This window comes from Pseudomonas sp. R1-18 (assembly GCF_051132095.1).
Lineage (GTDB): Bacteria > Pseudomonadota > Gammaproteobacteria > Pseudomonadales > Pseudomonadaceae > Aquipseudomonas.
The window spans coordinates 3,976,519-3,998,068 of sequence record NZ_CP071658.1 but is presented as its reverse complement, the minus strand read 5'-3'; the positions used below and the strand labels follow the sequence as shown (position 1 = coordinate 3,998,068).

The window sequence follows — 21,550 nt, the reverse complement described above, 5'->3', positions numbered from 1 at the left end:
GATCGCGACAACAGCGCGGAAATACAGAGTCTGTGTCAGCGTTGTCGCGAGCAAGCTACTTCCCACGGTTTCCCACGGTGCATGCCTGACGCCGGCGCAGGGTCAGAGATAAGCCGTCGCAATCCCTTTTCTTTCGTTTAAGCAGTCTTCGGCACCCGCCTCGAATTCGCGACAGATCAGTGGGCGCTTTTCGTAAATGGTGCACATCATGGTGTTGCGATCCAGCGCCGCACACCAGCCATCGTCCAGCCGCAGCATGACCTCGCCACCCCAATCGTCGGTATCGATGAAGCGTTCCGGCACCCCGGTATCAGTGATAAGCATCACTTCCAGCTGACAGCAGCACGCCGCGCAAGTCGAGCAAGTGACCTTCGGCTCATCGGGCAGTTGTGCGTGGGCGATAAGGGCGGGTTTCAGTGCAATCTCCTGCGCAGGGTCTGGATGGCCAATACGTGCGGACGACGGTTGAAGGCGGCACATCGTCAGCGGGGCCTGCATGGTACGCGAACAAACGCTGGCGACGACTGATCACTGGTCCTTTTTCGATGAGGGGTCGTGGGCCGGGAACAGGTTGAGCACCGCCTGGGCGCGAGATGGTGGCGCTGCGAGCTGTCGGGCCGGGCTGGATATCTCTGCAGGGCGGCCAGGTATGACCAGTTGTTCGGCCAGGCACTTGAGGGCGATATCGCTTAACGATGCTTCGCGTTCGGCTTTATCGGTATGTACGGTCAAGAGCACTGGGTCGATGACGCTGATATCGATAGGCCCCTGCGTCAGATTCTCCCGCAACGCCTGGAAGACCTGGCGCAGGTCTGGTCCGGCGATGTCGGCGGCGGTGTAGCCGTGCCCGGGCGTACTTGCGATGCCCACCAGGCGAGGTCGCCTTCCGCTGCGTAACAATGGCAGCGCTTCCTGAACGTAAAGGCTGGCGGCAACTACCTCATCGTGCGGCGTGACAGCTTGCGAGGCGTTGTCCCGTGAAGCCGTTTCATCGAGGGCGGCCGCCTCAAGGCCGCCCGCATAGAACACTGCGGTGTCGAGCACTCCCCATTCCCGGTCGATGCGATCGCCCATGGCCTTGAGTTGCACTCCGTCGCTCATGTCCCCGGTCACCAGCAAGACCTGGCCTGGGAAGCGTCGACTCAGCTCCACCAGCGGTGCCGGTGCCCGCGCGGTCAACGCCAGGCGATGCCCGGCCGCAAGCAACTCACTGGCCAGCGCCAGGCCGGTTCCGCCGTCGACACCGGTCAACCAGATACGACGTGCAACGGGATTGTTCATACCGACTCTCCTCTAGCGCCAGGCCGATACAGGCTGGCAACGCCGGGTCCTTTCGGGTGACCCAGGCTTATTCCTCGTCTGGCGCCGCCACCGATTGGCGACGGGGCAGGGCCTTGAACGCGGCCAGTGCGCGACCGCGGCTGGCGCTCAGATCAACGATGGGCGCCGGGTAGCTGGCGACTCCGAACAGGCCGCCCGCCGCGGCGGGATTGTGAATCTGTTTTTTGTTGAGCCCGGCCAGCTCAGGCAGCCAGCGTTTGATGAATACGCCCTCGGGATCGAACTTTTCTGACTGGGCAATGGGGTTGAAGATCCTGAAATAGGGTGCCGAATCAGTGCCTGTCGAAGAGCTCCACTGCCAGCCGCCATTGTTGGCGGCCAGATCACCATCGATCAGGTGGCGCATGAAAAAGCGCTCGCCTTCCTGCCAACTGATCAACAGGTTCTTGGTCAGATACATCGCCACGACCATTCGTAGACGGTTGTGCATCCAGCCGGTTTCCAGCATCTGACGCATGGCTGCATCAATGATCGGCAGACCGGTCCGGCCTTGCTGCCAGGCGGCGAGTTCCTCGGGCGCGTCACGCCATTGCAGCGCCTCGGTTTCAGGACGAAACGCTCGACGGCGCGACACGCGCGGGTATCCGACCAGCGTGTGCTTATAGAACTCGCGCCACAGCAGCTCGTTGATCCAGGTCACCGTGCCGATATCACCGGTTTCGAACTCGCCATGGTTGCTCATCAGCGCGGCGTGCAGGCATTGCCGGGGCGAGATCACGCCCGCCGCAAGGTAGGCCGACAGCTGGCTGGTTCCGGGCTTTGCCGGGAAGTCGCGTTCGGCCAGGTAATAACTGATCTGCTCATCGGCGAACGCTTCGAGCCGTCGACGAGCCTCGATTTCTCCGGCAGGCCATAGCTGCCGCAAACTCTCGGATGGCGTTTCAAACCCGGCAACCTGTTCCGGGACCGCATCGCTTGCGATCGACAGCGGCGGTTGCGCCTTGGGCGTCACGACCGGATGTGGCATGGCCGCATGCAGGCGTTGGTAACAGACCTTGCGGAACTGGCTGTACACCTGAAAATAATTGCCGGTCCTGGTCAGAATGCTGCCCGGCGCGAACAGCAATTGATCCAGATAGTCATGAAACAGTACCCCGGCGTCTTCAAGCGTGCGCTTCACGGCCAGGTCACGCCGGCTTTCGTTGATGCCGTATTCTTCGTTGGCGTGGACGGCCTCTACGCCATGCTCTTTGCAGAGCTCGGCCAGAACCCCGGGCGCTTGATCCCAGGTGTCCGCTTCGCGAATCAGCAGTGGAACGTTCAGTGCGCCCAGCGCTTTTTTCAGCTCCACCAGATTGCGCAGCCAGAAATCCACCTTGCAGGCGGCATCGTCATGGCTCTGCCACTGCGCGGGGCTGATGAGATAAACCGCCAGTGTCGGGCCGCGCTCCATGGCAGCGGCGAGGGCAGTGTTGTCGTGCACACGTAGATCGCTGCGCAGCCAAAGCAATTGCATAGTCAGTCCTTCAAATAAGCCCGAGCCTGGCCAGCTCGGTATGGGCGCCGAGCGAATCATGGGCGAGGGTCAGGCCTGCGAGCGGCTCGGCGATGGCGAGCAGTTCGGCGTCGTGAATCTGCACTGCGGGGCCGCTGAGCACGATCGGGCACGCAACGTTGGCCAGCAGCTTGGGCAACTGTTGCAGATTCAATGCTCTGCTGGCGTACAGCACGATGCCGCGCGGTCGCAGATATTCGGCGGCGAGTGCCAGCTCACCCGCGGGCAATGGCCAGTCAAAGACCTCTACCGGGCAGTCGGCGCTGCTGACCAGCCAGGCGGTGAGCCACAGATGCGGCTCGAAAGGCAGGTCCGACTGGTTGATCAGCAGCAGGGGCGAGCCGTTGAGCTGGCGATTGTTGTGGTAGATCCGCGCCCCGAATTTGCTGCGCAGCCAGGAATGAAAGAACGTGCGCTCCAGATGCGCGCCAAATTTGCCCCGCCAGCGCTGCTCCAACTCGGTCAGCAGCGGCAGCAGCAATTGCTGGCACAAGGTGCGAGGCGGGTAGAGCGACATGGCCTGGTTGAACGCATCATCGACCCGGCGTTCGGCCAGTTGACCGATGGCTTGCATCAAGGTCTGCCGCAGCGCTGTCCAGTCGTCACCCGACACGGAAGGTTGCGGTTGCTGATCGTCGATCAGAGCCTTGATCTGGCTGACCGAGACGCCGCGGTCCAGCCACGTGAGGATCTTCATCACCCTCTGCACATGTTCGGCGGAATACAGGCGATGACCTTTGGCGGTGCGATGCGGGACAATCAGGCCGTAGCGCCGCTCCCAGGCTCGCAGCGTGACGGCATTGACGCCGGTCTGCCGGGCAACTTCGCGAATGGGCAGCCAGTCGGGCGGCAAGGCTTCGCCATCACCGGGGCCTTGGGTACGGGGTCGATTCATGATTCAGATCGCATTGCGCAGGCTGAGATTTTCCGGGTGAGGCTGCATGTACACCTGAAGCGCCACGTACGGGTCTGGATGTTGGCGAAAATGGTGCTTGAGCAACGTCAGCGGAACGATCAACGGCACGATGCCCTGATGGTACTGAGAGATCAGTTGCTGGATTTCCTGTTTGTCCTGGGCGCTGATGGTCTGTTTCAGATAACCGCTCAGATGCTGAAGGACATTGGTGTGGGTGCTGCGCGTCGCGCATTTCTTCAGCGCCGCCATCAAGGCGGTGAAGTAGCGCGGCGCGACTTCGTTCGGATCGCTGCGGCCCATGCTGCCGAGCATGTTGCCCAGAACCTTGTACTGCACCGGATTGTTAGCCATCAGCTGGTATTTGTAGCGGGAATGGAATTCGGTAAGCGAACGGCGGGTAATCTCGCCCTTGAGCAACTGCTGCCACGCCGCATAAGCGAACACGCGGGTGACGAAGTTTTCCCTCAGTACCGCGTCATTGAGGCGACCGTCTTCTTCCACCGGCAGATCGGGATGACGTTCGCAGAACGCCCTGGCGTAGATACCGCGCCCGCCGCCATCGACCGGCGCGCCGTTTTCCCGATAGACCTTGACCCGCTCCAGACCGCAGGACGGCGACTTCTGCATGAAGATGTAGCCGCAGATATCGCCCACTTCGGCAGCCATGTGTGCGCCGTATTCGGCCAGCGCTTCCGTTACGTTCAATTCGCTGTTCACAGTGCCGACGGCCTGCGGAGCCTCCGGATCACCCACCAGCCTGATGGGTTCGCGGGGCACGCCCATGCCGATAGCGACTTCCGGGCACAGCGGAATGAAGTCGAAATATTCGTTGAGAGCCCGCGTGCACAGGTGCGATTCCTTGTGGCCGCCATTGAAGCGCACTTCAACGCCCATCAGACAAGCGCTGATACCGAGTTTTGGTTTGTCGAGCACGGGCAGAGACATCATGAACCTCTTCAAAGACTTATACAGATATAAAGCTCTGTACAACCTCGGTTCATCATAGGTGTGCGTCTGTACAAGTCAATTAATTTGTACAGCTTTTCGGAGGGCATTTGTACAGGCGGGCTACTGGCTGCCTGTGCTGTGCGCCTTATTTCCAGCCCATTCGCCAGGCCTGCGCATCGCGCAGCACCTGCCACGGCAGGCGTTCACTGCGTCGTGTCAGCACTGCCTGCAACTCGATTTCCAGCACCGTTCCTTCTTCATCCTTGATTAACTCAGTGACCAGAAAATGCTTTTCACGATTACGAGGCGTTGCTGCCGTCCATTTCGACAGCAGCAGTTTGCGCGGGTTGATGGCGTTCACTGTGAATGCTCCAAGAGCCGCCGGGCAGCTTCCTGGCCGCTGAGCCAGGCGCCTTCGACGCGGCCGGACAAGCACCAGTCTCCACAGGCGTAGATCCCCATATCCGGGTCGGACAGCGCGCCCCATTCGTGAGCGGTTGCAGGTCGGGCATAGAGCCAGCGATGGGCGAGGCTGAAGCTCGGCGCCGGCATGGCACAGTCGATCAATTCAGCAAACGCACCATGTAGATGATCGATGACCTGCTCTCTGGGCATATCCAGATGCTGTCTGCTCCAGGCGCTGGTGGCATGCAGGATCCAGGTGTCGGGAGTAAGGTCGCGTCCCGGCTTGCTGGGGTTGCGCGCCAGCCAGTCGATCGGGCTGTCCTGCACAAAGCAACCTTGCATGGGAGTCTGTAATGGGGAGCTGAATGCCAGCGCCACGGCCCAGGTCGGGTCCATCTTCACCCCGGCGGCGACGCTTGCCAGTTTGGGAGTTGCGGCCAGCAACGGCGTAGCCTGGGGCGCTGGCGTGGCGACCACCACATGACTGAACGGGCCGTGGCTTTCGCCGTCCGCGTCCAGCAGGTTCCAGTGCCGTTCGCCACGGAACACCTCGGTGATCCGGCACGAGAACGACACCGGCAGATCGCCGAGCATCGCGCGGGTGATGGCGCTCATGCCGGGCTGCCCGACCCAGCGGCTCTGTTCGTCCGGCGAAGGCGTCAGCCTGCCGCCATGGAAGTTGTAAAGCGATGGCGTCCATTCGGCGACGTAGCCCTGAGCCTGCCACTGATTGACCGCAGTGACAAAACGCCGGTCGCGTGCAGTGAAGTACTGCGCACCCAGATCCAGAGATCCGACATCGCTGCGCTTGCTGGCCATACGGCCGCCGCTGCCACGACTCTTGTCGAAAAGATGTACATCATGCCCGGCAGCGCTCAGTGCCTGAGCCGCCGAGAGTCCGGCGATACCGGTACCAATGATTGCGATAGGTACAGTCATAGAGGCCTCTTTACCTTGTCTGCACAGACTACGCCGTCGGTAAAACCTGTACAATCTTGCTGTTTGGTATAACTTGCACTGGTTCTCTATTTTGCCTCTCGATCTCGCCGCAATGGGTAGGTTCGAGCACGGGAAGTCTGGTGCCGATCGACAACGGGCCAACTACCCGAACGGGTAGTAAAGCTCCAGTCCATTCAGGTTTGGCCTATGGTTCAGCAAACAGTTTCGTCGACCGGATAAGCACAACCTGTGAAAAATAGACTACTCAATCGTCACGAACGCCACGCGAGGTAACCGGCCATGCACATATTGCTGACAGGCGGTACTGGTTTGATAGGGCAGGCGCTCTGCCGGTTCTGGTCCGCGCAGGGACATCAGCTGACTGTGTGGAGTCGTCGTCCGGCTGAGGTTGCCAGCCTGTGCGGGCCGTCAGTGCGCGCGGTTGCGCGGCTCGATGAACTGGGCGATCAGCCCGTCGATGCAATCATTAATCTTGCCGGGGCGCCGATTGCGGACAGGCCCTGGACCCGCAAGCGCCGGCTGTTGCTCTGGGAAAGCCGGATCGGCCTCACCGAGCAATTACTCGGCTGGATCAGCAGTCGCAAGGTCCGACCAAAGGTGATGATTTCGGGCTCGGCGGTTGGCTGGTACGGGGACAGCGGTGAGCGCGATGTTGACGAGACATCCCAACCCGCCAAGGAAGATTTTGCCAGCCAGTTGTGCATCGCCTGGGAAGAAACCGCGCAGCGCGCCGAGGCGCTGGGTGTGCGGGTGGTGATCGTGCGCACCGGGCTGGTGTTGTCCAGCAAAGGCGGTTTTCTGCAAAAGCTGCTGCTGCCGTTCAAATTCGGCATGGGCGGCCCGATTGGCAACGGACGGCAATGGATGCCGTGGGTTCATGTGCAGGATCAAATCGGGGCGATTGATTTCTTGTTGAATCATGCTGACGCGCAGGGTCCCTATAATGTCTGCGCGCCAGCACCGGTACGTAACCGGGAGTTTGCCAGGACGCTCGCCGCCATTCTGCATCGCACGGCGTTTATGCCGATGCCTGCGTTGGCTCTGCGGGCCCTATTGGGTGAGCTGTCCGTGCTGTTGTTGGGCGGCCAGCGGGTCCGGCCGAGTCGCCTGCAGGAAGCCGGGTTCACTTTTCGCTTCACCGATCTGCATGCAGCCCTGAACAACTTGCTGGGTCGCCATTGAACGCTTTGAATAGGATGTGTGTTGCATGACCGATCACGCGCTGTTGCTGGTCAATCTGGGTTCGCCCGCGTCGACCGAAGTCGCCGATGTGCGCAGTTACCTCAATCAGTTCCTCATGGACCCTTATGTCATTGACTTGCCGTGGCCGGTTCGGCGGCTGCTGGTGTCGCTGATCCTGATCAAGCGCCCGGAACAGTCCGCGCACGCCTATGCCTCGATCTGGTGGGACGAAGGTTCGCCGCTGGTAGTCCTGAGCAAGCGTCTGCAGCAGGCGATGAAGAAAGAATGGACGCAGGGTCCGGTGGAATTGGCGATGCGCTACGGAGAGCCTTCTCTGGAAACCGTGCTCACTCGTCTGGCCGGGCAGGGCATCAAGAAGGTCACGCTGGCGCCGCTGTATCCGCAGTTTGCCGACAGCACCGTCACTACCGTGGTCGAAGAAGCCCGACGGGTTGTGAAAGCCAGGGCGCTGGGCATTCAGTTCTCTCTGCTGCAACCGTTCTACGATCAGCCCGAATACCTCGATGCGTTGGTGGAAAACGTCCGGCCGCATCTTGAGCAGTCTTACGATCATTTGTTGCTGAGTTTTCACGGTCTGCCGGAACGCCATCTGCACAAGCTCGATCCGACCGGCAAACACTGCTTCAAGGACGACTGCTGCATGAAGGCGCCGCCCGAAGTGCTTGCCACCTGTTATCGCGCGCAATGCCTGCAATCCGCGGCAGCGTTTGCCAGCCGCATGGGCATCCCGGACGGTAAATGGTCAGTGTCGTTCCAGTCGCGGCTGGGCCGCGCCAAGTGGATCGAGCCCTACACCGAAGCGCGTCTCGACGAACTGGCGGCACAAGGAGTGAAGAAACTGCTGGTGATGTGTCCGGCGTTCGTGGCCGACTGTATCGAGACCCTGGAAGAGATCGGCGACCGTGGCGCCGAGCAATTCAAGGAAGCGGGTGGGGAAGAGTTGGTGCTGGTGCCGTGCCTGAATGACGACCCCAATTGGGCCAAGGCCCTGAACCGGCTGTGCGAACGCGCGCCGGTGATGTTGTAGGAGCGCACCGGGCGGCGCTCCGGTTTACTGCCGCTACGCGCCAGATCGTCGGATTGCCGCCCACAGCAAGCTAGTTCCTACGCCCTTCGGGCAGATTCAAAACAGATCAGTAAAAACCCGATCATGCTTCTGCCGCGTAATACTGCCGCTACGCGCCAGATCGCAAGCAAGCTAGCTCCTACGCCCTTCGGGCAGAATCAAAAGCAATCCGTAAAAAACGCGATCACGCTTCTGCCGCGTAGCGGCAGCAATCCTACGGCAATTGATCGTCCAGCTTCTTGTTCTTCCAGCTGTCGTTGCCGGGCAGCAGCAGGTTCAGCAGGATAGCGGTCACGGCGCACAAGGCGATGCCTTTGAGGCCGAAATCGTCCGGGCCGTCACCAGTGCCGATCAGAACGCCACCGATGCCGAACACCAGGGTCACCGACACGATCACCAGATTGCGCGCTTCGGACAGGTCGATCTTGTGACGGATCAGGGTGTTCATGCCCACCGCTGCAATCGAACCGAACAGCAAGCACAGAATCCCGCCCATCACCGGCACCGGAATACTCTGCAGCAACGCGCCGAATTTACCGATGAACGCCAGAGTGATCGCGAAGATCGACGCCCAGGTCATGATCTTGGGGTTGTAGTTCTTGGTCAGCATCACCGCGCCGGTAACTTCGGCGTAAGTGGTGTTGGGCGGTCCGCCGAACAGGCCTGCCGCTGTGGTGGCAATGCCATCACCGAACAGAGTGCGATGCAGGCCCGGCTTCTTCAGATAGTCGCGACCCGTCACGCTGCCGACAGCAATCACGCCACCAATGTGTTCGATGGCTGGCGCCAGTGCCACTGGAACGATGAACAGAATCGCCTGCCAGTTGAATTCCGGCGCGGTGAAATGCGGCAGCGCCAGCCACGGAGCGGCGGCGATCTTCGCGGTATCGACCACTCCGAAATAGAACGACAACGCAAAACCCACCAGCACACCGGAGATGATTGGCACCAGACGGAAGATCCCCTTGCCGAACACAGCGACGATCAGCGTCGTCAGCAGCGCGGGCATCGAGATCATCATCGCCGTCTGGTAGTGAATCAGCTCTGCGCCATCGCCTGACTTGCCCATCGCCATGTTCGCGGCAATAGGGGCCATCGCCAGACCAATGGAAATGATGACCGGACCGATCACCACCGGCGGCAACAGCCGGTCAATGAAACCGGTGCCTTTGATCTTCACCGCCAGACCGAGGAAGGTGTAGACGAAACCTGCCGCCATCACGCCGCCCATGGTCGCGGCCAGGCCGAACTGACCCTTGGCGAGGATGATCGGGGTGATGAACGCAAAACTCGATGCCAGGAATACCGGCACCTGACGACCTGTCACGATCTGGAACAGCAAGGTGCCCAGACCTGCGGTAAACAGGGCGACGTTAGGGTCGAGTCCGGTGATCAGCGGCATCAACACCAGCGCGCCAAACGCCACGAACAGCATCTGCGCACCGGAAAGCACCGTGCGCCAAAGTGGATCATTGAACTCGTGCTGCGTCATCGGGTTACGCGTCCTTTTGCTTGGTGCCGAAAATCTTGTCACCGGCATCACCGAGGCCCGGGATGATGTAACCGTGTTCGTTCAGGCGCTGGTCGATGGATGCCGTGTAGATCATCACATCCGGATGCGCCTTCTCGACGGCTTCGATGCCCTCGGGAGCCGCGACCAGAACCATGGCGCGGATTTCCTTGCAGCCGGCTTTCTTCAGCAGATCGATGGTAGCGACCATGGAGCTGCCGGTGGCCAGCATCGGGTCGATGATCATCGCCAGACGCTCGTCGATTTCCGGAACCAGTTTTTCCAGATAGGTATGCGCCTGCAGGGTTTCTTCGTTGCGGGCCACGCCCACGGCGCTGACCTTGGCGCCCGGAATCAGGCTGAGCACGCCATCGAGCATGCCGATGCCGGCGCGCAGGATCGGCACGATCGTGATCTTCTTGCCGGCGATCTTCTCGACCGACACGGGGCCGGCCCAGCCATCGATTTCATAGTTTTCCAGCGCAAGGTCTGCAGTGGCTTCGTAGGTGAGCAATGCACCGACTTCCTGAGCCAGCTCACGGAAATTCTTGGTGCTGATGTCTGCGCGGCGCATCAGGCCGAGCTTGTGGCGGATCAGCGGATGGCGGATCTCACGGATGGGCATAGGGAAAGGCTCCAGCGGGGGCAAAAAAACGGCCTAGATTAATCTATTCAGCAGTTACTGTCTTACGGCGCGTGCAGTATTGTCTTACCGTATGGATAGACTTCGCTCTGAGGTCATGCGCAACGTTAGTCCAGAATCGCTTGCCCTGAATCGTCGGGATGCGTACCTTTGCCCGCTTTTCTTACACTGCCCCCATCTGGAGAGCCTCATGTCCGCTGATCTCGAGCATATCCGTCTTGTCATGCGCGAGGCTGACTGCCTGTACACGGAAGCCGAAGTCGATGCCGCCATTGCCCGTGTCGGCGCGCAGATCAACGCCGAACTGGCTGATCGCAACCCTGTCGTGTTCTGCGTCATGAACGGCGGCCTGATCTTCTCAGGCAAACTGCTGACGCATCTGACCTTCCCGCTGGAAGCTTCCTACCTGCACGCGACCCGCTATCGCAACGAGACCTCGGGCGGCGACCTGTTCTGGAAAGCCAAGCCGGAAATCTCGTTCATCGACCGTGATGTGCTGATCATCGACGATATCCTCGACGAAGGTCACACCCTGAGTGCGATCATCGACTTCTGCAAGCATGCCGGCGCTAGGGCGGTGCACACTGCGGTCCTGATCGACAAGGACCACAATCGCAAAGCCCGCCCGGACCTGAAGGCTGACTACGTAGGCCTGCCTTGCATCGACCGTTTCATCTTCGGTTTTGGCATGGACTATAAAGGCTACTGGCGCAACGCAGCCGGTATCTACGCCGTCAAAGGCTTGTAATGCGCGCCTGTCCCCGCGTCTGCGCGGGGGCATTCGCTGGCGGATGGAAGAAGGGCTGTTGACCCGCGCGCCCTGAACCGCTGTAGTACGCATCGGTCGGTCCCAGGGAAGTTCTCATGACGTACATCCATCCTCGCCTTCTGGCGCTCGCCGTGGTGCTCGGCTTCTCGCCACTCGCTCCGGCTTTTGCCGAACCCATGCATGAGCAGTATCTGCCGCCTGATGACCTGAACCTGCGTGAAGGCGTTCCCGAGCAGCAGCAACTGTTGCAGATCACTGAATATTCGGTGGTCGCCGGCAACCAGCGTCAGTCCAGCCAACAACCGATTCCGGTCACATCGCCCCTGATGCTGCGCCTCAAAGGCAAGCCGCTGAACAAGGGCGCGACCATCGGGCAGGTGCTGATTCATTTTGAAAGCGGCGAAAGCAAGAGCCTTAAGAAACCGAGCTACGACGAGCCTTCGCGCACGCTGACGCTGTATTACCCGGCGTCGGAGTATCGAGTGCTCATCGATCTGTTGCGTAACGAAAAGGTCTATTGCCAGTTTCTCAGCTATGCCAACGGGCACATCTGGGCCGACCTGCACACCGCCGTCTCACGCACGCGTTGAGCCGCGCGCATGGCGGAGGGTAAACTGCCCGCCCGTTGAAAAGCCGCGACAAGCTGGAGCCCGCAATGCGTAAAGACAAGAAGCAGGTGATTGGGGATGAGATCGGCGACGAGCAGATCAGACTGTTCCTCGACTTCGAGCCGCACGACGCCACATCGCCGTCGCTGCACAAGCTGATCAAGGCTTACCGTGGATTGCGGATCGACGATTTCGAGCGCTTCCTGGCGTTCTTCAAGGACGCCGGCTACGACCTGGATGGCAAGGACGAGCAGGGCAACGACTTCGTGACCCTCATCAAGGATCAGCGCAACGCCGAAGACTACATCGAGCTGATCCAGCAGGCTCGCGGCTGACCCTGAACCGTTTGCCGGATGGCCTGGCCCTTTCGTAAACAAGCGCAGCGCCGCCTGGTGGCGCCTACTGGTGAGGTGATCTGTGTGCGCTTCTGCCCGAAGGGCGTGGGAGCTGGCCGGGCGGCGCTCCGCTTGCCTGCGATCTGGCGCGCAGCGGCAGCAGGTCAGGCGCCTTGGCCGTGCCAGACACACCGCACCAATCTGGATGCTGCCGGTTCCGGGCGGGTCGCAGGCAAGCCAGCTCCTACGCCTGCGGCAGATGAAAGACCGTTAGCTTGCAAGTGCAGCACCGCCCCCACAGGCGTCACAGGCGAACAGATACCGGTCTGGCAATAAAAAACCCGTGGCTCAATGAGCACACGGGTTTTTTATTGCCACGGCGCAACGTTACGCCAGGCTAGGTGCCTCGCTGGTGTGTTCAACCAGCTCAAGGATTTCGTCGTTCTGGGCGCTGATACGCTGGTACAGCTGCGCGTCGCTTTCCAGAGCCTTTTCTCGGGCCGGGAACATTTCGTTGAGCTTGGCGGCCCATTCAGTCCTGGCTTTCTCCGGGAAGCAGCGCTCAATCAATTCCAGCATGATCGAAACCGTTACCGAAGCGCCCGGCGAGGCGCCCAGCAATGCCGCAAGAGAACCGTCCTTTGCCGACACCAGTTCGGTGCCGAACTGCAACACGCCGCCTTTCTTCGCATCCTTCTTGATGATCTGAACCCGCTGCCCGGCCACTTCCAAGCGCCAGTCCTCGGCGCGTGCCTGCGGATAGAAACGACGCAGGGATTCGAGGCGTTGCTCCATCGACTGCATCACTTCGCTGACCAGGTACTTGGTCAGGTCCATATTGTCGCGGGCCACCGCCAGCATCGGCTTGATGTTGGCAACGCGCACCGACAACGGCAGATCAAGGAACGAGCCGTGCTTGAGGAATTTGGTGGTAAAGCCCGCGTAAGGTCCGAACAACAGCGACTTCTTGCCGTCGACCACGCGAGTGTCCAGGTGCGGTACCGACATTGGCGGCGAACCTACCGCTGCCTGACTGTAGACCTTGGCCTGGTGATGCTTGACCACTTCCGGGTTGTCGCAACGCAGCCACTGGCCGCTGACCGGGAAGCCGCCGAAGCCCTTGCTCTCTTCGATGCCAGACATCTGCAACAGCGGCAAGGCCGCGCCGCCAGCCCCGAGGAACACGAATTTGGCGTCGATGTCGCGGCTGCTGCCGCTGTTGACGTCCTTGACCGTTACCGTCCAGCCCGCGCCGTTGCGCTTGATGTCGGTGACGCGTTTGCAGTATTTGACCTGAGCGTCAGGCGCGCTGGACAAGTGCTTGAGCAACTGGTTTGTCAGAGCACCGAAGTTGACGTCCGTACCGTTGAGCATTCGCGTCGCGGCGATCTTCTCATCGGCGGGGCGCCCAGGCATCATCAGTGGCATCCACTCGGCAAGTTTGGCCTTGTCTTCGGTGTACTCCATCGAAGCGAAGGCGTGGTGCTTGCTCATGGCTTCGAAGCGGGTCTTGAGAAACGAGATGCCGCTCTCACCCTGAACGAAGCTGAGGTGAGGAACCGGGTTGATGAAGGATCGTGCCGAACCGAAAGTGCCTTTGCGAGCCAGGTATGCCCAGAACTGCCTGGACACTTCGAACTGGGTATTGATGTGTACGGCTTTTTTGATGTCGATGGAGCCGTCGGCGGCCGGCGGCGTGTAGTTGAGTTCGCAGAGGCCGGCGTGACCGGTACCGGCGTTGTTCCACGGGTTGGAACTCTCCGCGGCTCCGGAATCCATGAGCTCAACGACTTCCAGCTTGAGGCCGGGGTCGAGCTCTTTGAGCAGTACCGCCAGGGTGGCACTCATGATGCCCGCTCCGACCAGTACCACGTCGACTGTTTCGTTATGCGCCATTAACGCGTCTCCAAAATCTGCAGCACCAAATTGACGGCATACGATCCTGAGGCTGGATGCCGGAAGACCGGGGCGTGCAGCAAGGTTGGGCCCCATTGGTCCCGGCCAGGATCACCTGTCCGATTCTTCGCAATTTTTCGCATCTTAAAGCGCAGGTCCCGGTCAGGCTGAATGAAGTGTCCATCATAAGCATATGAACTCATTTTCAGACCCGCTGGGCCATTCGACCATCGTCAAGGCACTTGTCTTTCGACCAGGCCCGTTCAAGGGTTTCAGGCACCGGTATTGGAGGCGCAGTCGCGGTCAGTCCTGTTCAAGGGGGCCGGTTCAGACGCTAATGGTGCTTTTACAAACGCGTACCTATTCATTTGCTCGCCACACTCTTGTGAAGTAGTGAAACCCGTTTTTCACGTCCTTTTGGAAACGTGAACCAAACCTCGAAAAGGGCTGCTCAAGCAGCTCTGGCAGACCAGATGCATACACTGTGAGGCGCTGGCGCGGGAGAAAGGTTCGATTCGTTCGAGCGATTCACTGCCGTCCATCGAGCACGTCGGTGTGCACATGACCTGTGTGGGCGGCTCTCTGTGGGCGATACGGAGGTGCCAATACGACGATTGGCGATGCTGCGAGGCCCGATCAGGAGACGTCCTTATAATCGGGGGGAGATTATAGCGATGAAACGACGCAAATTGATCGGATTAACTGACTTTTATTCGCCATCCGGTCAGGCAGTGAGCAAACGCCGCGTTGTCGAGCGCGATAGCGGGCGGCTGACCCTGGCGTTGGCCGGCAAAGGCTGATCGAGCCAGGCAAGCCGCTGCTCTGTGACTTCGACCCATTCGGAGCCGGTCGGGCGCTGCGCGCAATGCTTGATGGCGCGGCAGATTCCGGCCTGATCGACGTGTGCGTAATAGCGGTATTGGCGGCGGGTGGTGAACAGCGACCAGAACAGATTCATGGCGCGACTCCTGACGAGTGATGGGGGCAATCTTGCCGCGCTGACGTGACACCCTCGTGACACCTCCATGGCTGAACCATTGCGGTTTGCCGCGAGTCCCATTTTCAACTAGTGAGCCGGCGTTCCACGCCGCTATACTGCCGCCCATTCAGTGCCTGACCCATGGAGAGATAAGCATGCTGCGTCGCCTTTTGTTCGGTTTGCTTGCTGTAAGCAGTCTGACCCTGGTGGGTTGTGCTCACAGCCCGCAACAATTGAGTCCTCAACCCAAGCTGAACGCGCAACTGGCCCCGGTCGGCCATGGTCAGCCGGTGGTCGTTCGCGTGGTAGACGGTCGTCCCGGCCCGAATCTGGGTACACGAGGCGGGATGTACCCGGAAACCAGTTCCATCAGCGTGAGCAGCAACGACATTGTTCCCAAGCTGCAGGCTCAGGCTGAAGCCGCCGTGCGTCTGCTGGGCTTCACGCCGACCTCCGGGAACGGCAACGCTCCACAGCTGACCGTGACCCTGGCTGATCTTAAATATCAGTCGCCCAAGGAAAGCATGTACGTGACCGAAGCCACCATCAGCTCGACGTTCCGCGCGGACGTTCGCAATAACGGTCGCAACTACAGTGGTCGCTACGCCGCCTCGCTGGACCAGCGGTTCGGCATGGCACCCAACCAGGAAACCAACACCAAGCTGGTGAGCGACGTGTTGAGCGATGCGTTGACCCGTGTCTTCCAGGACGCGACCATCGGCGCCACGCTGTCGCAATAAAGCCTGCTGTTGCAGCCTACAAGCCATGAAAAAGCCCGGCCCTCGTAAGAGAGCCGGGCTTTTTTGTGGCTGCCGAAGCGGTCAGGCGGCCTGCTGATATAGCTCCAGAAAACTCAGGCCGGTCGCGTGATCCAGGTCCGGCAGATCATGATGAACATGCCCGCCCAAGGCGCAGTAAACCAGCCAGTGGCGGTCCTGAACGTTGAAGGCCAGGCCGTCGATCAAGTCCTGTTGTTCATCGCTCGGTGCGATCAGATACAGGCGGTCCTGATTCATTGCGTGCAGCATCAAAAGCTCCGGAAAAGGGGGAGGTCGTCCCTCAGGGAGCCATACAATGCCCGGCTTGGATTACGGTCTGGTGACAACCACAGATTCGGTGCGAAATTCTGTGGGAGGGAGCTTGCTCCCTCCCACATTACAGCGGCAACCCTGCCTTCACCCGATACTGATTGCGCACCGGCGTGGCGTATTGCTGGACCAGATACGGCCGGTGTTCGACCGGCGCGCCTTCCAGCCTGTTCTGCCACTCCTCCTTTGCCCGTGCCAGTTCCTCGGCGGGGAACAGGTCTTCGGCTTTTGGCACGTCCAGCGCAGGATCGGCATCGCTCCACTGCGCATACGCCAGGTAATGCACCGGGAACAGTCGATAACCGCCGAGAATCTGGCGATCCATTTCGGTGGCCAGCTGCTTGGTGTCCTCGAACAGTTCGGTGATCGGCGGCGCGAAGTTCACGTGCACGCGGCCTTTATAGCCGGTGATGCCCATCGCGATACTCACGTCGTCCTCGCCCGGCGTCTTGACGTAGCTGCCGGTCGTGGCGCGAATATACAACTCGCGGGCCTTGGCATGGTCGCATGGATCGTATTCGTAGCTGATCGACACCGGAATAAGGTTCAGCGAGCGGATCACCTCGCCGAACGGCTCATCCTTGCGACTCATGTGGAACATCTTGAGGATCGCCGACTCGGTGCGGTCATCACCATCCTTGGCCCGGCCCTCGGCCTGGGCGATCCAGATCGATGTACCGTCCTGAGTGATGGAGTGATTGATATAAGCCGACAGCAACTGATAAGCCGCCATCTTTTCTCGCCGCCCGCTGATCGAGCGATGCACGATGAAGCTCTTGTTGAGGCGCATCAGGTCGCTGACGAAAGGCTTTTGCAGCAGGTTGTCGCCAATTGCGATACGCGGCGTCGGCAGGCCTGCGTGGTACACCGCGTAGTTGACGAACGCCGGATCCATGACGATATCGCGGTGGTTGGCCAGAAACAGATAAGCGGTGCCGGATTTCAGCTGCTCCACGCCGGTGTACGTCACGCCGTCGGTGGCACGCTCGATGGTGTGGTCAACGTAATACTCGACCTTGTCCTGCAGGCTGGCGACCGAGTTGATGCCTGCAAATTCGCGGCGCAACTTGCGCGCCAGGGTCGGTTGCAGAAACCAGCCGAGCGTACTGGCCAGCCGCGGGAAGCGGAATTTGGTAAGGATAGCGAGAAAGGCTTTGTCGCTGAGCAGGCGCGCCAGTACGGCGGGGACTTCTGCATCGTTGTAAGGTCGGATGGCATCGAATTCGCCCATCATGCTCTCTTGTTGGAATCGGATAGGGTAAAAGAAGGTGATGCTTGGCAAAACTACCTTCAAAGAATGGGGCAATTATACGCACAACTGGTCCCGGAGGCCGCGATGCAGGAACTACAGAGTTATGACTGCCCTTATTGTGGCGAACCCGTGGAGGCCGTGCTCGACCTGTCGGGAGGTGACCAGCAGTACATAGAAGACTGCCCGGTCTGTTGCCGACCCATCGCGTTCGACCTGCGCACGGACGGCCATGACTGGAGTCTGGACGTTCGCAGCGAGAACGAATGATGCAGAAAATCTACGAGCCTGAAAATCTTCTGGAAGGCGAACTGTTGCAGGGCATGCTCGCCAGCGAAGGCATCCAGGCGCGCCTCACCGGCCGCGACCTGTTGGGCGGGATGGGCGAGCTGCCGATGTCCGGCCTGCTGGCCATCGCGGTGGATGATCATCAGGTCGAGCGGGCGCGGGCGCTGATCACCGCGTACAATGCGGCCCTGCCATTATCCGGCGACGAGCCGGACAGTATTCCCGATATATTGGTGTGCTGATTACTGCCTGAAAAAGAGCGCTGTTACCCTCATGTGTGGACGTTATGCCTTGTTTCGATGGACGCCCGCGTTTGCGGCCTTGCCCGGCTTTCCGGCGGATCAGCAGGCGCAGTGGAATATCTCTCCGTCGGACTCGGTGCTGATGCTGCGGGCAGGCGAAGACAAGGGCGCGCTTGAACTGGCACGCGCTCGCTGGGGCCTGACGCCCGCCTGGCTGACCGACCTCTCCCGCACACCGGCTCATGCCCGGGCGGAAACGCTGGCTGAACAGCCGATGTTTCGCGAAGCGTTCCGCCTGCGCCGCTGCCTGTTGCCCGCCAACGGTTTTTACGAATGGCGCGGCACCGTGCGCAAGCGTCCGTTCTGGCTCACGCCCGCCGAAGGCTCTGCGCTGTTTTTTGCCGCTGTCTGGGAAGCCTATCCGGTTCAGGGCCATACATGGCTGAGTGTTGCGGTGGTGACTCAGGCCGCGGCCAGTCAGCGCCGGCCGTTGATTCTCGATGCCGAAGGGCAGAAGGCCTGGCTTGCCAGCGATACACCATTGCCTGCGTTACAGGCATTGCTCGCCGCGCCACAGATGGCGTTGCGCGAGCGGCCGCTGGCCAACCTGGTCAACGACCCCAAACTCAATGCGCCCGAGTGCCTGACGCCACTGAGTTGATACAGCTTGATTGAACGGCCTTGCGATGCGTGGAAAATCTGGTACACAGCAGACACAACCACGATACAGGGCCGGGAACCATCCTTGCGAATCACGGACCAATGTGGCGACCGGCCGGTGTCTGGCGCAGAGTAGCTGCACGTCTCAGGATCACCGCCTTATCTACCAGGAGAACCAACATGCGTCAGTCATTTGCCCGTGGTGCCTCAAGTTGCGCGCTCGGCGCTGCGCTACTGCTCGGCGGCTGTCAGGCCGTCAACACGACGTCGGGCGATGCGGTCGGTGTCGAGCGCAAGCAATACATGTTCAGCATGCTCTCGACCGACGAAGTGAACAAAATGTACGCCCAGTCGTATCAACAGACCGTGGGCGAGGCGAACAGCCAGGGCGTTCTCGATACCACCAGCGCCAGCGCCAAGCGAGTACATGCCATTGCCGATCGGCTGATCGCCCAGGCACCCAAGCTGCGACCTGATGCGGCGCAGTGGCAATGGGAAGTGAATCTGATCAAAAGCGACGACCTGAACGCCAACTGCGGTCCGGGCGGCAAGATCATTTTCTATACCGGCCTGATTGACACGCTGAAGCTGACTGACGATGAAATCGCCGCGGTGATGGGCCATGAAATCGCCCACGCTTTACGCGAGCATGGCCGCGAGGCGATGTCCAAGGCCTATGGTGTGCAGATGGCGCGGCAGGGCGCCGGAGCGTTGTTGGGTCTGGGGCAGGACAGCCTGGCGCTCGCCGACACGGTCGTGAATTACAGCCTGACGCTGCCCAACAGTCGTGGCAACGAAAACGAGGCGGACCTGCTGGGTCTGGAGCTGGCGGCACGCGCCGGGTACAACCCCAACGCTGCCATCACCCTTTGGCAGAAGATGACGCAGAACGCCGGTGGTTCGCAGCCCGAGTTCATGAGCACTCACCCGGCTTCGGAAAACCGAATCGCCGCCCTGCAGGCCGCGATTCCCAAAGTCATGCCGCTGTATCAGCAGGCCAAAAAATCTTGAAAGCCTGACCCGATCCTACGCGCCGCAGCATACGAATCAAACCCAGCCGCTGACCTGCATGGCCTTGTACACGGCTACTAGGGCCAGGACGAAGAAGGCACTGGCCGCCAGTCGGCGGATCAGTGTCAGCGGTAGTTTTTCGGCGGCGAAGTTGCCCGCCAGTACCACCGGCACGTTGGCGATCAGCATGCCTACCGTGGTGCCGATGATGACCAGCCACAGGTAGGAATACTGCGCGGCCAGCATCACGGTGGCGATCTGGGTCTTGTCGCCGATTTCTGCGATGAAAAAGGTGATCAGTGTGGTCATGAACGGGCCGAACTTGCGCGCGGTGCTGGCCTCATCCTCGTCCATCTTGTCCGGAACCAGTGTCCACAACGCCGTGGCGGCGAAGCTCGCGGCCAGAATCCAGTGCAACACCGCGTCGGAAAGAAAGTTGCTGACCCAGGCACCTACGGCACCTGCCGCCGCGTGGTTGGCGAGCGTCGCTGCGACGATGCCGGCGATGATCGGCCAGGGCTTGCGAAAGCGTGCAGCCAGAATGAGCGCGAGCAATTGCGTCTTGTCGCCGATTTCAGCGAGCGCAACGACTGCAGTGGGGATTAGAAGTGATTCCAGCATCAGGTTTCCTGAGGGGCGGGTCGACACGGCTATGACACGTACGACCTCCCCGCCCCGGGTAAGGTGTGCGTGTCATAGGTCTTGTCAAACCACTGATCCGTCTGAGCGGACCTGGGTCGCACGCACCATGGTCTGAGGACCAAGTATGTTGATGCGCGCCGGACGAGCATGGCGCTCGTGGGAGACTACTCCCCTAGGACGGAGCGGATTCTGCCTTTGCAGAATCCATTCGGCAAGCGCTTATTTCTACGAGCGCTTGGCACTGTAGATCCGGAACCCGTTGCCTTGAGCCCTGATTCGGCACATTCCGACATGCTCTTCGATCAGTGGCTGGTAGCGCAGAAAGCTGTTGGCTACCAGGCGTAGTTCGCCGCCTGATTTCAGATGTTGACGTGCTTTTCGCAGCAGGTTCTCGGTGGCCATGTAATCGGTATGAACGCCGACATGGAATGGTGGATTGCTGAGAATGGTATTAAGCCCCATTGGCGCTGCATCGATGCCATTGCCGGTCAGAACCTCGGCTTCCAGGCCGTTTGCTGCCAGCGTCAGGCGCGAGCTGGCAGTGGCGAAGGCGTCGACGTCCAGCATGATCACATCGTTATGCGGGTAGCGACGCTTTACCGCAGCGCCGAGCACTCCGGCTCCGCAGCCGAAGTCCAGCAAGTTGCCGCTCGGGAGCTTGTCCAGGTTTTCCAGCAACAGGGCCGAGCCGCGGTCCAGCCGACCATGACTGAACACGCCCGGCAGGCTGACCACGGTCAATGGGCCGTCCGGCAGATCGATCTGATAGGGCTTTGCAAGGCTTTCCAGGGCGACTGCCTGCGGCGCGTGCTCGACCGTGACCTGCCAGAGCTGGCAGTGGCGTGCACTGTCGAGTTTACGGGCACGGCCAAAGGGGCTCAGTTGCCGGGCAGCGGCTTCGATACCGCCGCGCTTCTCGCCGACCAGGAATAGCTCGCGCCCCGCCAGTCGCGAGGCCAGTGCGTTGAGCAGGTAGTCGGTCAGGTCGCGGGCCTTGGGCAGGAACAGCACCGCTGCGTCGAAAGTCTGTTCAGGAGCTTCAACGCCGAAATGCGTGCGTTCGGCAAAGCGGGCGTCCAGGGCCGCCTGATCGCCAGCATGCCAGCACCAGCCACGTGCGTCCGGCAGCTTGCCCAGCAGATCGTCAGCCGGCAACCCGGCCAACAGCACCGAACCCTCAAACAACTCGGCCTGACGGAGTAACACTTCACTGCGCGGGTCCATGGACTGGGCTCCTGAAAAAGCGCGGAGTTTAACACCGATGCAGCGGGTTACCGCGTAGGAGCGCGCTTACCC

The 21,550-nt window shown here is 60.5% G+C and carries 25 protein-coding genes and 1 riboswitch; of the genes, 10 read left to right on the top strand and 15 right to left on the bottom strand.

Annotated features, from left to right (window positions below; all coding sequences use genetic code 11):
* Positions 1–102 precede the first annotated feature (102 nt).
* The 7 genes from J3P77_RS18340 to J3P77_RS18310 all read right to left on the bottom strand — a co-directional run bounded on the left by J3P77_RS18340 (position 103) and on the right by J3P77_RS18310 (position 6,044).
* Complete coding sequence (locus J3P77_RS18340) at positions 103–402, bottom strand: YkgJ family cysteine cluster protein (protein ID WP_434682059.1); 300 nt, start codon at positions 400–402, stop codon at positions 103–105.
* A gap of 126 nt (positions 403–528) precedes the next feature.
* Positions 529–1,281 (bottom strand): SDR family NAD(P)-dependent oxidoreductase, encoded by a 753-nt coding sequence (locus tag J3P77_RS18335; protein WP_434677996.1) that lies wholly within the window; start codon positions 1,279–1,281, stop codon positions 529–531.
* A gap of 67 nt (positions 1,282–1,348) precedes the next feature.
* Positions 1,349–2,797 (bottom strand): deoxyribodipyrimidine photo-lyase, encoded by a 1,449-nt coding sequence (gene phrB, locus J3P77_RS18330; protein ID WP_434677995.1) that lies wholly within the window; start codon positions 2,795–2,797, stop codon positions 1,349–1,351.
* Positions 2,798–2,807: 10 nt separating this feature from the next.
* Entirely contained in the window at positions 2,808–3,731 is a 924-nt protein-coding gene (locus J3P77_RS18325) for a MerR family transcriptional regulator (RefSeq protein ID WP_434677994.1), read from the bottom strand.
* Between the two features lie 3 nt (positions 3,732–3,734).
* Complete coding sequence (locus J3P77_RS18320; RefSeq protein WP_434682057.1) at positions 3,735–4,691, bottom strand: YbgA family protein; 957 nt, start codon at positions 4,689–4,691, stop codon at positions 3,735–3,737.
* A gap of 154 nt (positions 4,692–4,845) precedes the next feature.
* Complete coding sequence (locus tag J3P77_RS18315) at positions 4,846–5,061, bottom strand: TIGR02450 family Trp-rich protein (RefSeq protein ID WP_434677993.1); 216 nt, start codon at positions 5,059–5,061, stop codon at positions 4,846–4,848.
* A complete protein-coding gene (locus tag J3P77_RS18310; RefSeq protein ID WP_434677992.1) occupies positions 5,058–6,044 on the bottom strand; it encodes an NAD(P)/FAD-dependent oxidoreductase in 987 nt (328 codons plus the stop codon). Before J3P77_RS18310 ends, J3P77_RS18315 begins: the two co-directional genes overlap by 4 nt.
* Before the next feature lie 300 nt (positions 6,045–6,344).
* Between J3P77_RS18310 and J3P77_RS18305 the strand changes: the two genes are divergently transcribed.
* Positions 6,345–7,247, top strand: coding sequence for a TIGR01777 family oxidoreductase (locus J3P77_RS18305; RefSeq protein WP_434677991.1), 903 nt, complete (start codon positions 6,345–6,347; stop codon positions 7,245–7,247).
* 25 nt (positions 7,248–7,272) lie between these two features.
* The gene (gene hemH, locus J3P77_RS18300; protein ID WP_434677990.1) at positions 7,273–8,295 is read left to right on the top strand and encodes a ferrochelatase; all 1,023 of its coding nucleotides are present in this window, start codon (positions 7,273–7,275) and stop codon (positions 8,293–8,295) included.
* A 253-nt stretch (positions 8,296–8,548) separates the two neighbouring features.
* Here the strand turns inward: hemH and J3P77_RS18295 are convergent, their stop codons facing one another.
* Both J3P77_RS18295 and upp read right to left on the bottom strand, forming a co-directional pair.
* Positions 8,549–9,826, bottom strand: coding sequence for a uracil-xanthine permease family protein (locus tag J3P77_RS18295; RefSeq protein WP_434677989.1), 1,278 nt, complete (start codon positions 9,824–9,826; stop codon positions 8,549–8,551).
* Positions 9,827–9,830: 4 nt separating this feature from the next.
* Positions 9,831–10,469, bottom strand: a complete 639-nt coding sequence (gene upp, locus J3P77_RS18290; RefSeq protein ID WP_434677988.1) for a uracil phosphoribosyltransferase — start codon at positions 10,467–10,469, stop codon at positions 9,831–9,833.
* Between the two features lie 208 nt (positions 10,470–10,677).
* Here upp and J3P77_RS18285 point away from each other — a divergent pair, with 208 nt between their 5' ends.
* From J3P77_RS18285 to J3P77_RS18275, 3 genes are all read left to right on the top strand, one after another.
* Positions 10,678–11,235, top strand: a complete 558-nt coding sequence (locus J3P77_RS18285; RefSeq protein WP_434677987.1) for a hypoxanthine-guanine phosphoribosyltransferase — start codon at positions 10,678–10,680, stop codon at positions 11,233–11,235.
* 116 nt (positions 11,236–11,351) lie between these two features.
* Complete coding sequence (locus tag J3P77_RS18280) at positions 11,352–11,846, top strand: hypothetical protein (RefSeq protein WP_434677986.1); 495 nt, start codon at positions 11,352–11,354, stop codon at positions 11,844–11,846.
* A gap of 65 nt (positions 11,847–11,911) precedes the next feature.
* The gene (locus tag J3P77_RS18275; protein ID WP_434677985.1) at positions 11,912–12,199 is read left to right on the top strand and encodes a PA4642 family protein; all 288 of its coding nucleotides are present in this window, start codon (positions 11,912–11,914) and stop codon (positions 12,197–12,199) included.
* A 387-nt stretch (positions 12,200–12,586) separates the two neighbouring features.
* Here J3P77_RS18275 and mqo read toward each other — a convergent pair whose 3' ends face one another.
* The gene (mqo, locus tag J3P77_RS18270) at positions 12,587–14,095 is read right to left on the bottom strand and encodes a malate dehydrogenase (quinone) (protein ID WP_434677984.1); all 1,509 of its coding nucleotides are present in this window, start codon (positions 14,093–14,095) and stop codon (positions 12,587–12,589) included.
* A gap of 724 nt (positions 14,096–14,819) precedes the next feature.
* Positions 14,820–15,053: a hypothetical protein gene (locus J3P77_RS18265; RefSeq protein ID WP_434677983.1), complete on the bottom strand. Its 234-nt coding sequence runs from the start codon at positions 15,051–15,053 to the stop codon at positions 14,820–14,822.
* A 176-nt stretch (positions 15,054–15,229) separates the two neighbouring features.
* Between J3P77_RS18265 and J3P77_RS18260 the strand changes: the two genes are divergently transcribed.
* Positions 15,230–15,814 (top strand): YajG family lipoprotein, encoded by a 585-nt coding sequence (locus J3P77_RS18260; protein WP_434677982.1) that lies wholly within the window; start codon positions 15,230–15,232, stop codon positions 15,812–15,814.
* Between the two features lie 81 nt (positions 15,815–15,895).
* Here J3P77_RS18260 and J3P77_RS18255 read toward each other — a convergent pair whose 3' ends face one another.
* Positions 15,896–16,102, bottom strand: a complete 207-nt coding sequence (locus J3P77_RS18255; protein WP_434677981.1) for a hypothetical protein — start codon at positions 16,100–16,102, stop codon at positions 15,896–15,898.
* A 127-nt stretch (positions 16,103–16,229) separates the two neighbouring features.
* Entirely contained in the window at positions 16,230–17,393 is a 1,164-nt protein-coding gene (locus tag J3P77_RS18250; protein WP_434677980.1) for a 1-acyl-sn-glycerol-3-phosphate acyltransferase, read from the bottom strand.
* A 105-nt stretch (positions 17,394–17,498) separates the two neighbouring features.
* Here J3P77_RS18250 and J3P77_RS18245 point away from each other — a divergent pair, with 105 nt between their 5' ends.
* The 4 genes from J3P77_RS18245 to J3P77_RS18230 all read left to right on the top strand — a co-directional run bounded on the left by J3P77_RS18245 (position 17,499) and on the right by J3P77_RS18230 (position 19,612).
* Complete coding sequence (locus J3P77_RS18245) at positions 17,499–17,681, top strand: CPXCG motif-containing cysteine-rich protein (protein ID WP_434677979.1); 183 nt, start codon at positions 17,499–17,501, stop codon at positions 17,679–17,681.
* The gene (locus tag J3P77_RS18240) at positions 17,681–17,941 is read left to right on the top strand and encodes a putative signal transducing protein (RefSeq protein WP_434682056.1); all 261 of its coding nucleotides are present in this window, start codon (positions 17,681–17,683) and stop codon (positions 17,939–17,941) included. The genes J3P77_RS18245 and J3P77_RS18240 overlap by 1 nt, the downstream gene beginning before the upstream one ends.
* Positions 17,942–17,972: 31 nt before the next feature.
* Entirely contained in the window at positions 17,973–18,602 is a 630-nt protein-coding gene (locus J3P77_RS18235; RefSeq protein ID WP_434677978.1) for an SOS response-associated peptidase, read from the top strand.
* Positions 18,603–18,781: 179 nt separating this feature from the next.
* Positions 18,782–19,612 carry a M48 family metallopeptidase gene (locus J3P77_RS18230; protein WP_434677977.1) on the top strand — a complete coding sequence of 277 codons (831 nt, stop codon included), beginning with the start codon at positions 18,782–18,784 and terminating at the stop codon, positions 19,610–19,612.
* Positions 19,613–19,648: 36 nt separating this feature from the next.
* Here J3P77_RS18230 and J3P77_RS18225 read toward each other — a convergent pair whose 3' ends face one another.
* Both J3P77_RS18225 and J3P77_RS18220 read right to left on the bottom strand, forming a co-directional pair.
* Positions 19,649–20,233, bottom strand: a complete 585-nt coding sequence (locus tag J3P77_RS18225; RefSeq protein WP_434677976.1) for a TMEM165/GDT1 family protein — start codon at positions 20,231–20,233, stop codon at positions 19,649–19,651.
* Between the two features lie 69 nt (positions 20,234–20,302).
* A riboswitch (yybP-ykoY riboswitch) is annotated at positions 20,303–20,440 on the bottom strand.
* Positions 20,441–20,479: 39 nt separating this feature from the next.
* Positions 20,480–21,478 (bottom strand): methyltransferase, encoded by a 999-nt coding sequence (locus J3P77_RS18220; RefSeq protein WP_434677975.1) that lies wholly within the window; start codon positions 21,476–21,478, stop codon positions 20,480–20,482.
* Positions 21,479–21,550: the final 72 nt, after the last annotated feature.

Coding starts and splice junctions, on each gene's coding strand:
- J3P77_RS18335 (WP_434677996.1), bottom strand. CDS start 1,281: ATGAACAATCCCGTTGCACGTCGTATCTGGTTGACCGGTGTCGACGGC.
- phrB (WP_434677995.1), bottom strand. CDS start 2,797: ATGCAATTGCTTTGGCTGCGCAGCGATCTACGTGTGCACGACAACACT.
- J3P77_RS18325 (WP_434677994.1), bottom strand. CDS start 3,731: ATGAATCGACCCCGTACCCAAGGCCCCGGTGATGGCGAAGCCTTGCCG.
- J3P77_RS18310 (WP_434677992.1), bottom strand. CDS start 6,044: ATGACTGTACCTATCGCAATCATTGGTACCGGTATCGCCGGACTCTCG.
- J3P77_RS18305 (WP_434677991.1), top strand. CDS start 6,345: ATGCACATATTGCTGACAGGCGGTACTGGTTTGATAGGGCAGGCGCTC.
- hemH (WP_434677990.1), top strand. CDS start 7,273: ATGACCGATCACGCGCTGTTGCTGGTCAATCTGGGTTCGCCCGCGTCG.
- J3P77_RS18295 (WP_434677989.1), bottom strand. CDS start 9,826: ATGACGCAGCACGAGTTCAATGATCCACTTTGGCGCACGGTGCTTTCC.
- upp (WP_434677988.1), bottom strand. CDS start 10,469: ATGCCCATCCGTGAGATCCGCCATCCGCTGATCCGCCACAAGCTCGGC.
- J3P77_RS18285 (WP_434677987.1), top strand. CDS start 10,678: ATGTCCGCTGATCTCGAGCATATCCGTCTTGTCATGCGCGAGGCTGAC.
- J3P77_RS18280 (WP_434677986.1), top strand. CDS start 11,352: ATGACGTACATCCATCCTCGCCTTCTGGCGCTCGCCGTGGTGCTCGGC.
- J3P77_RS18275 (WP_434677985.1), top strand. CDS start 11,912: ATGCGTAAAGACAAGAAGCAGGTGATTGGGGATGAGATCGGCGACGAG.
- mqo (WP_434677984.1), bottom strand. CDS start 14,095: ATGGCGCATAACGAAACAGTCGACGTGGTACTGGTCGGAGCGGGCATC.
- J3P77_RS18265 (WP_434677983.1), bottom strand. CDS start 15,053: ATGAATCTGTTCTGGTCGCTGTTCACCACCCGCCGCCAATACCGCTAT.
- J3P77_RS18260 (WP_434677982.1), top strand. CDS start 15,230: ATGCTGCGTCGCCTTTTGTTCGGTTTGCTTGCTGTAAGCAGTCTGACC.
- J3P77_RS18255 (WP_434677981.1), bottom strand. CDS start 16,102: ATGCTGCACGCAATGAATCAGGACCGCCTGTATCTGATCGCACCGAGC.
- J3P77_RS18250 (WP_434677980.1), bottom strand. CDS start 17,393: ATGGGCGAATTCGATGCCATCCGACCTTACAACGATGCAGAAGTCCCC.
- J3P77_RS18245 (WP_434677979.1), top strand. CDS start 17,499: ATGCAGGAACTACAGAGTTATGACTGCCCTTATTGTGGCGAACCCGTG.
- J3P77_RS18240 (WP_434682056.1), top strand. CDS start 17,681: ATGCAGAAAATCTACGAGCCTGAAAATCTTCTGGAAGGCGAACTGTTG.
- J3P77_RS18235 (WP_434677978.1), top strand. CDS start 17,973: ATGTGTGGACGTTATGCCTTGTTTCGATGGACGCCCGCGTTTGCGGCC.
- J3P77_RS18230 (WP_434677977.1), top strand. CDS start 18,782: ATGCGTCAGTCATTTGCCCGTGGTGCCTCAAGTTGCGCGCTCGGCGCT.
- J3P77_RS18225 (WP_434677976.1), bottom strand. CDS start 20,233: ATGCTGGAATCACTTCTAATCCCCACTGCAGTCGTTGCGCTCGCTGAA.
- J3P77_RS18220 (WP_434677975.1), bottom strand. CDS start 21,478: ATGGACCCGCGCAGTGAAGTGTTACTCCGTCAGGCCGAGTTGTTTGAG.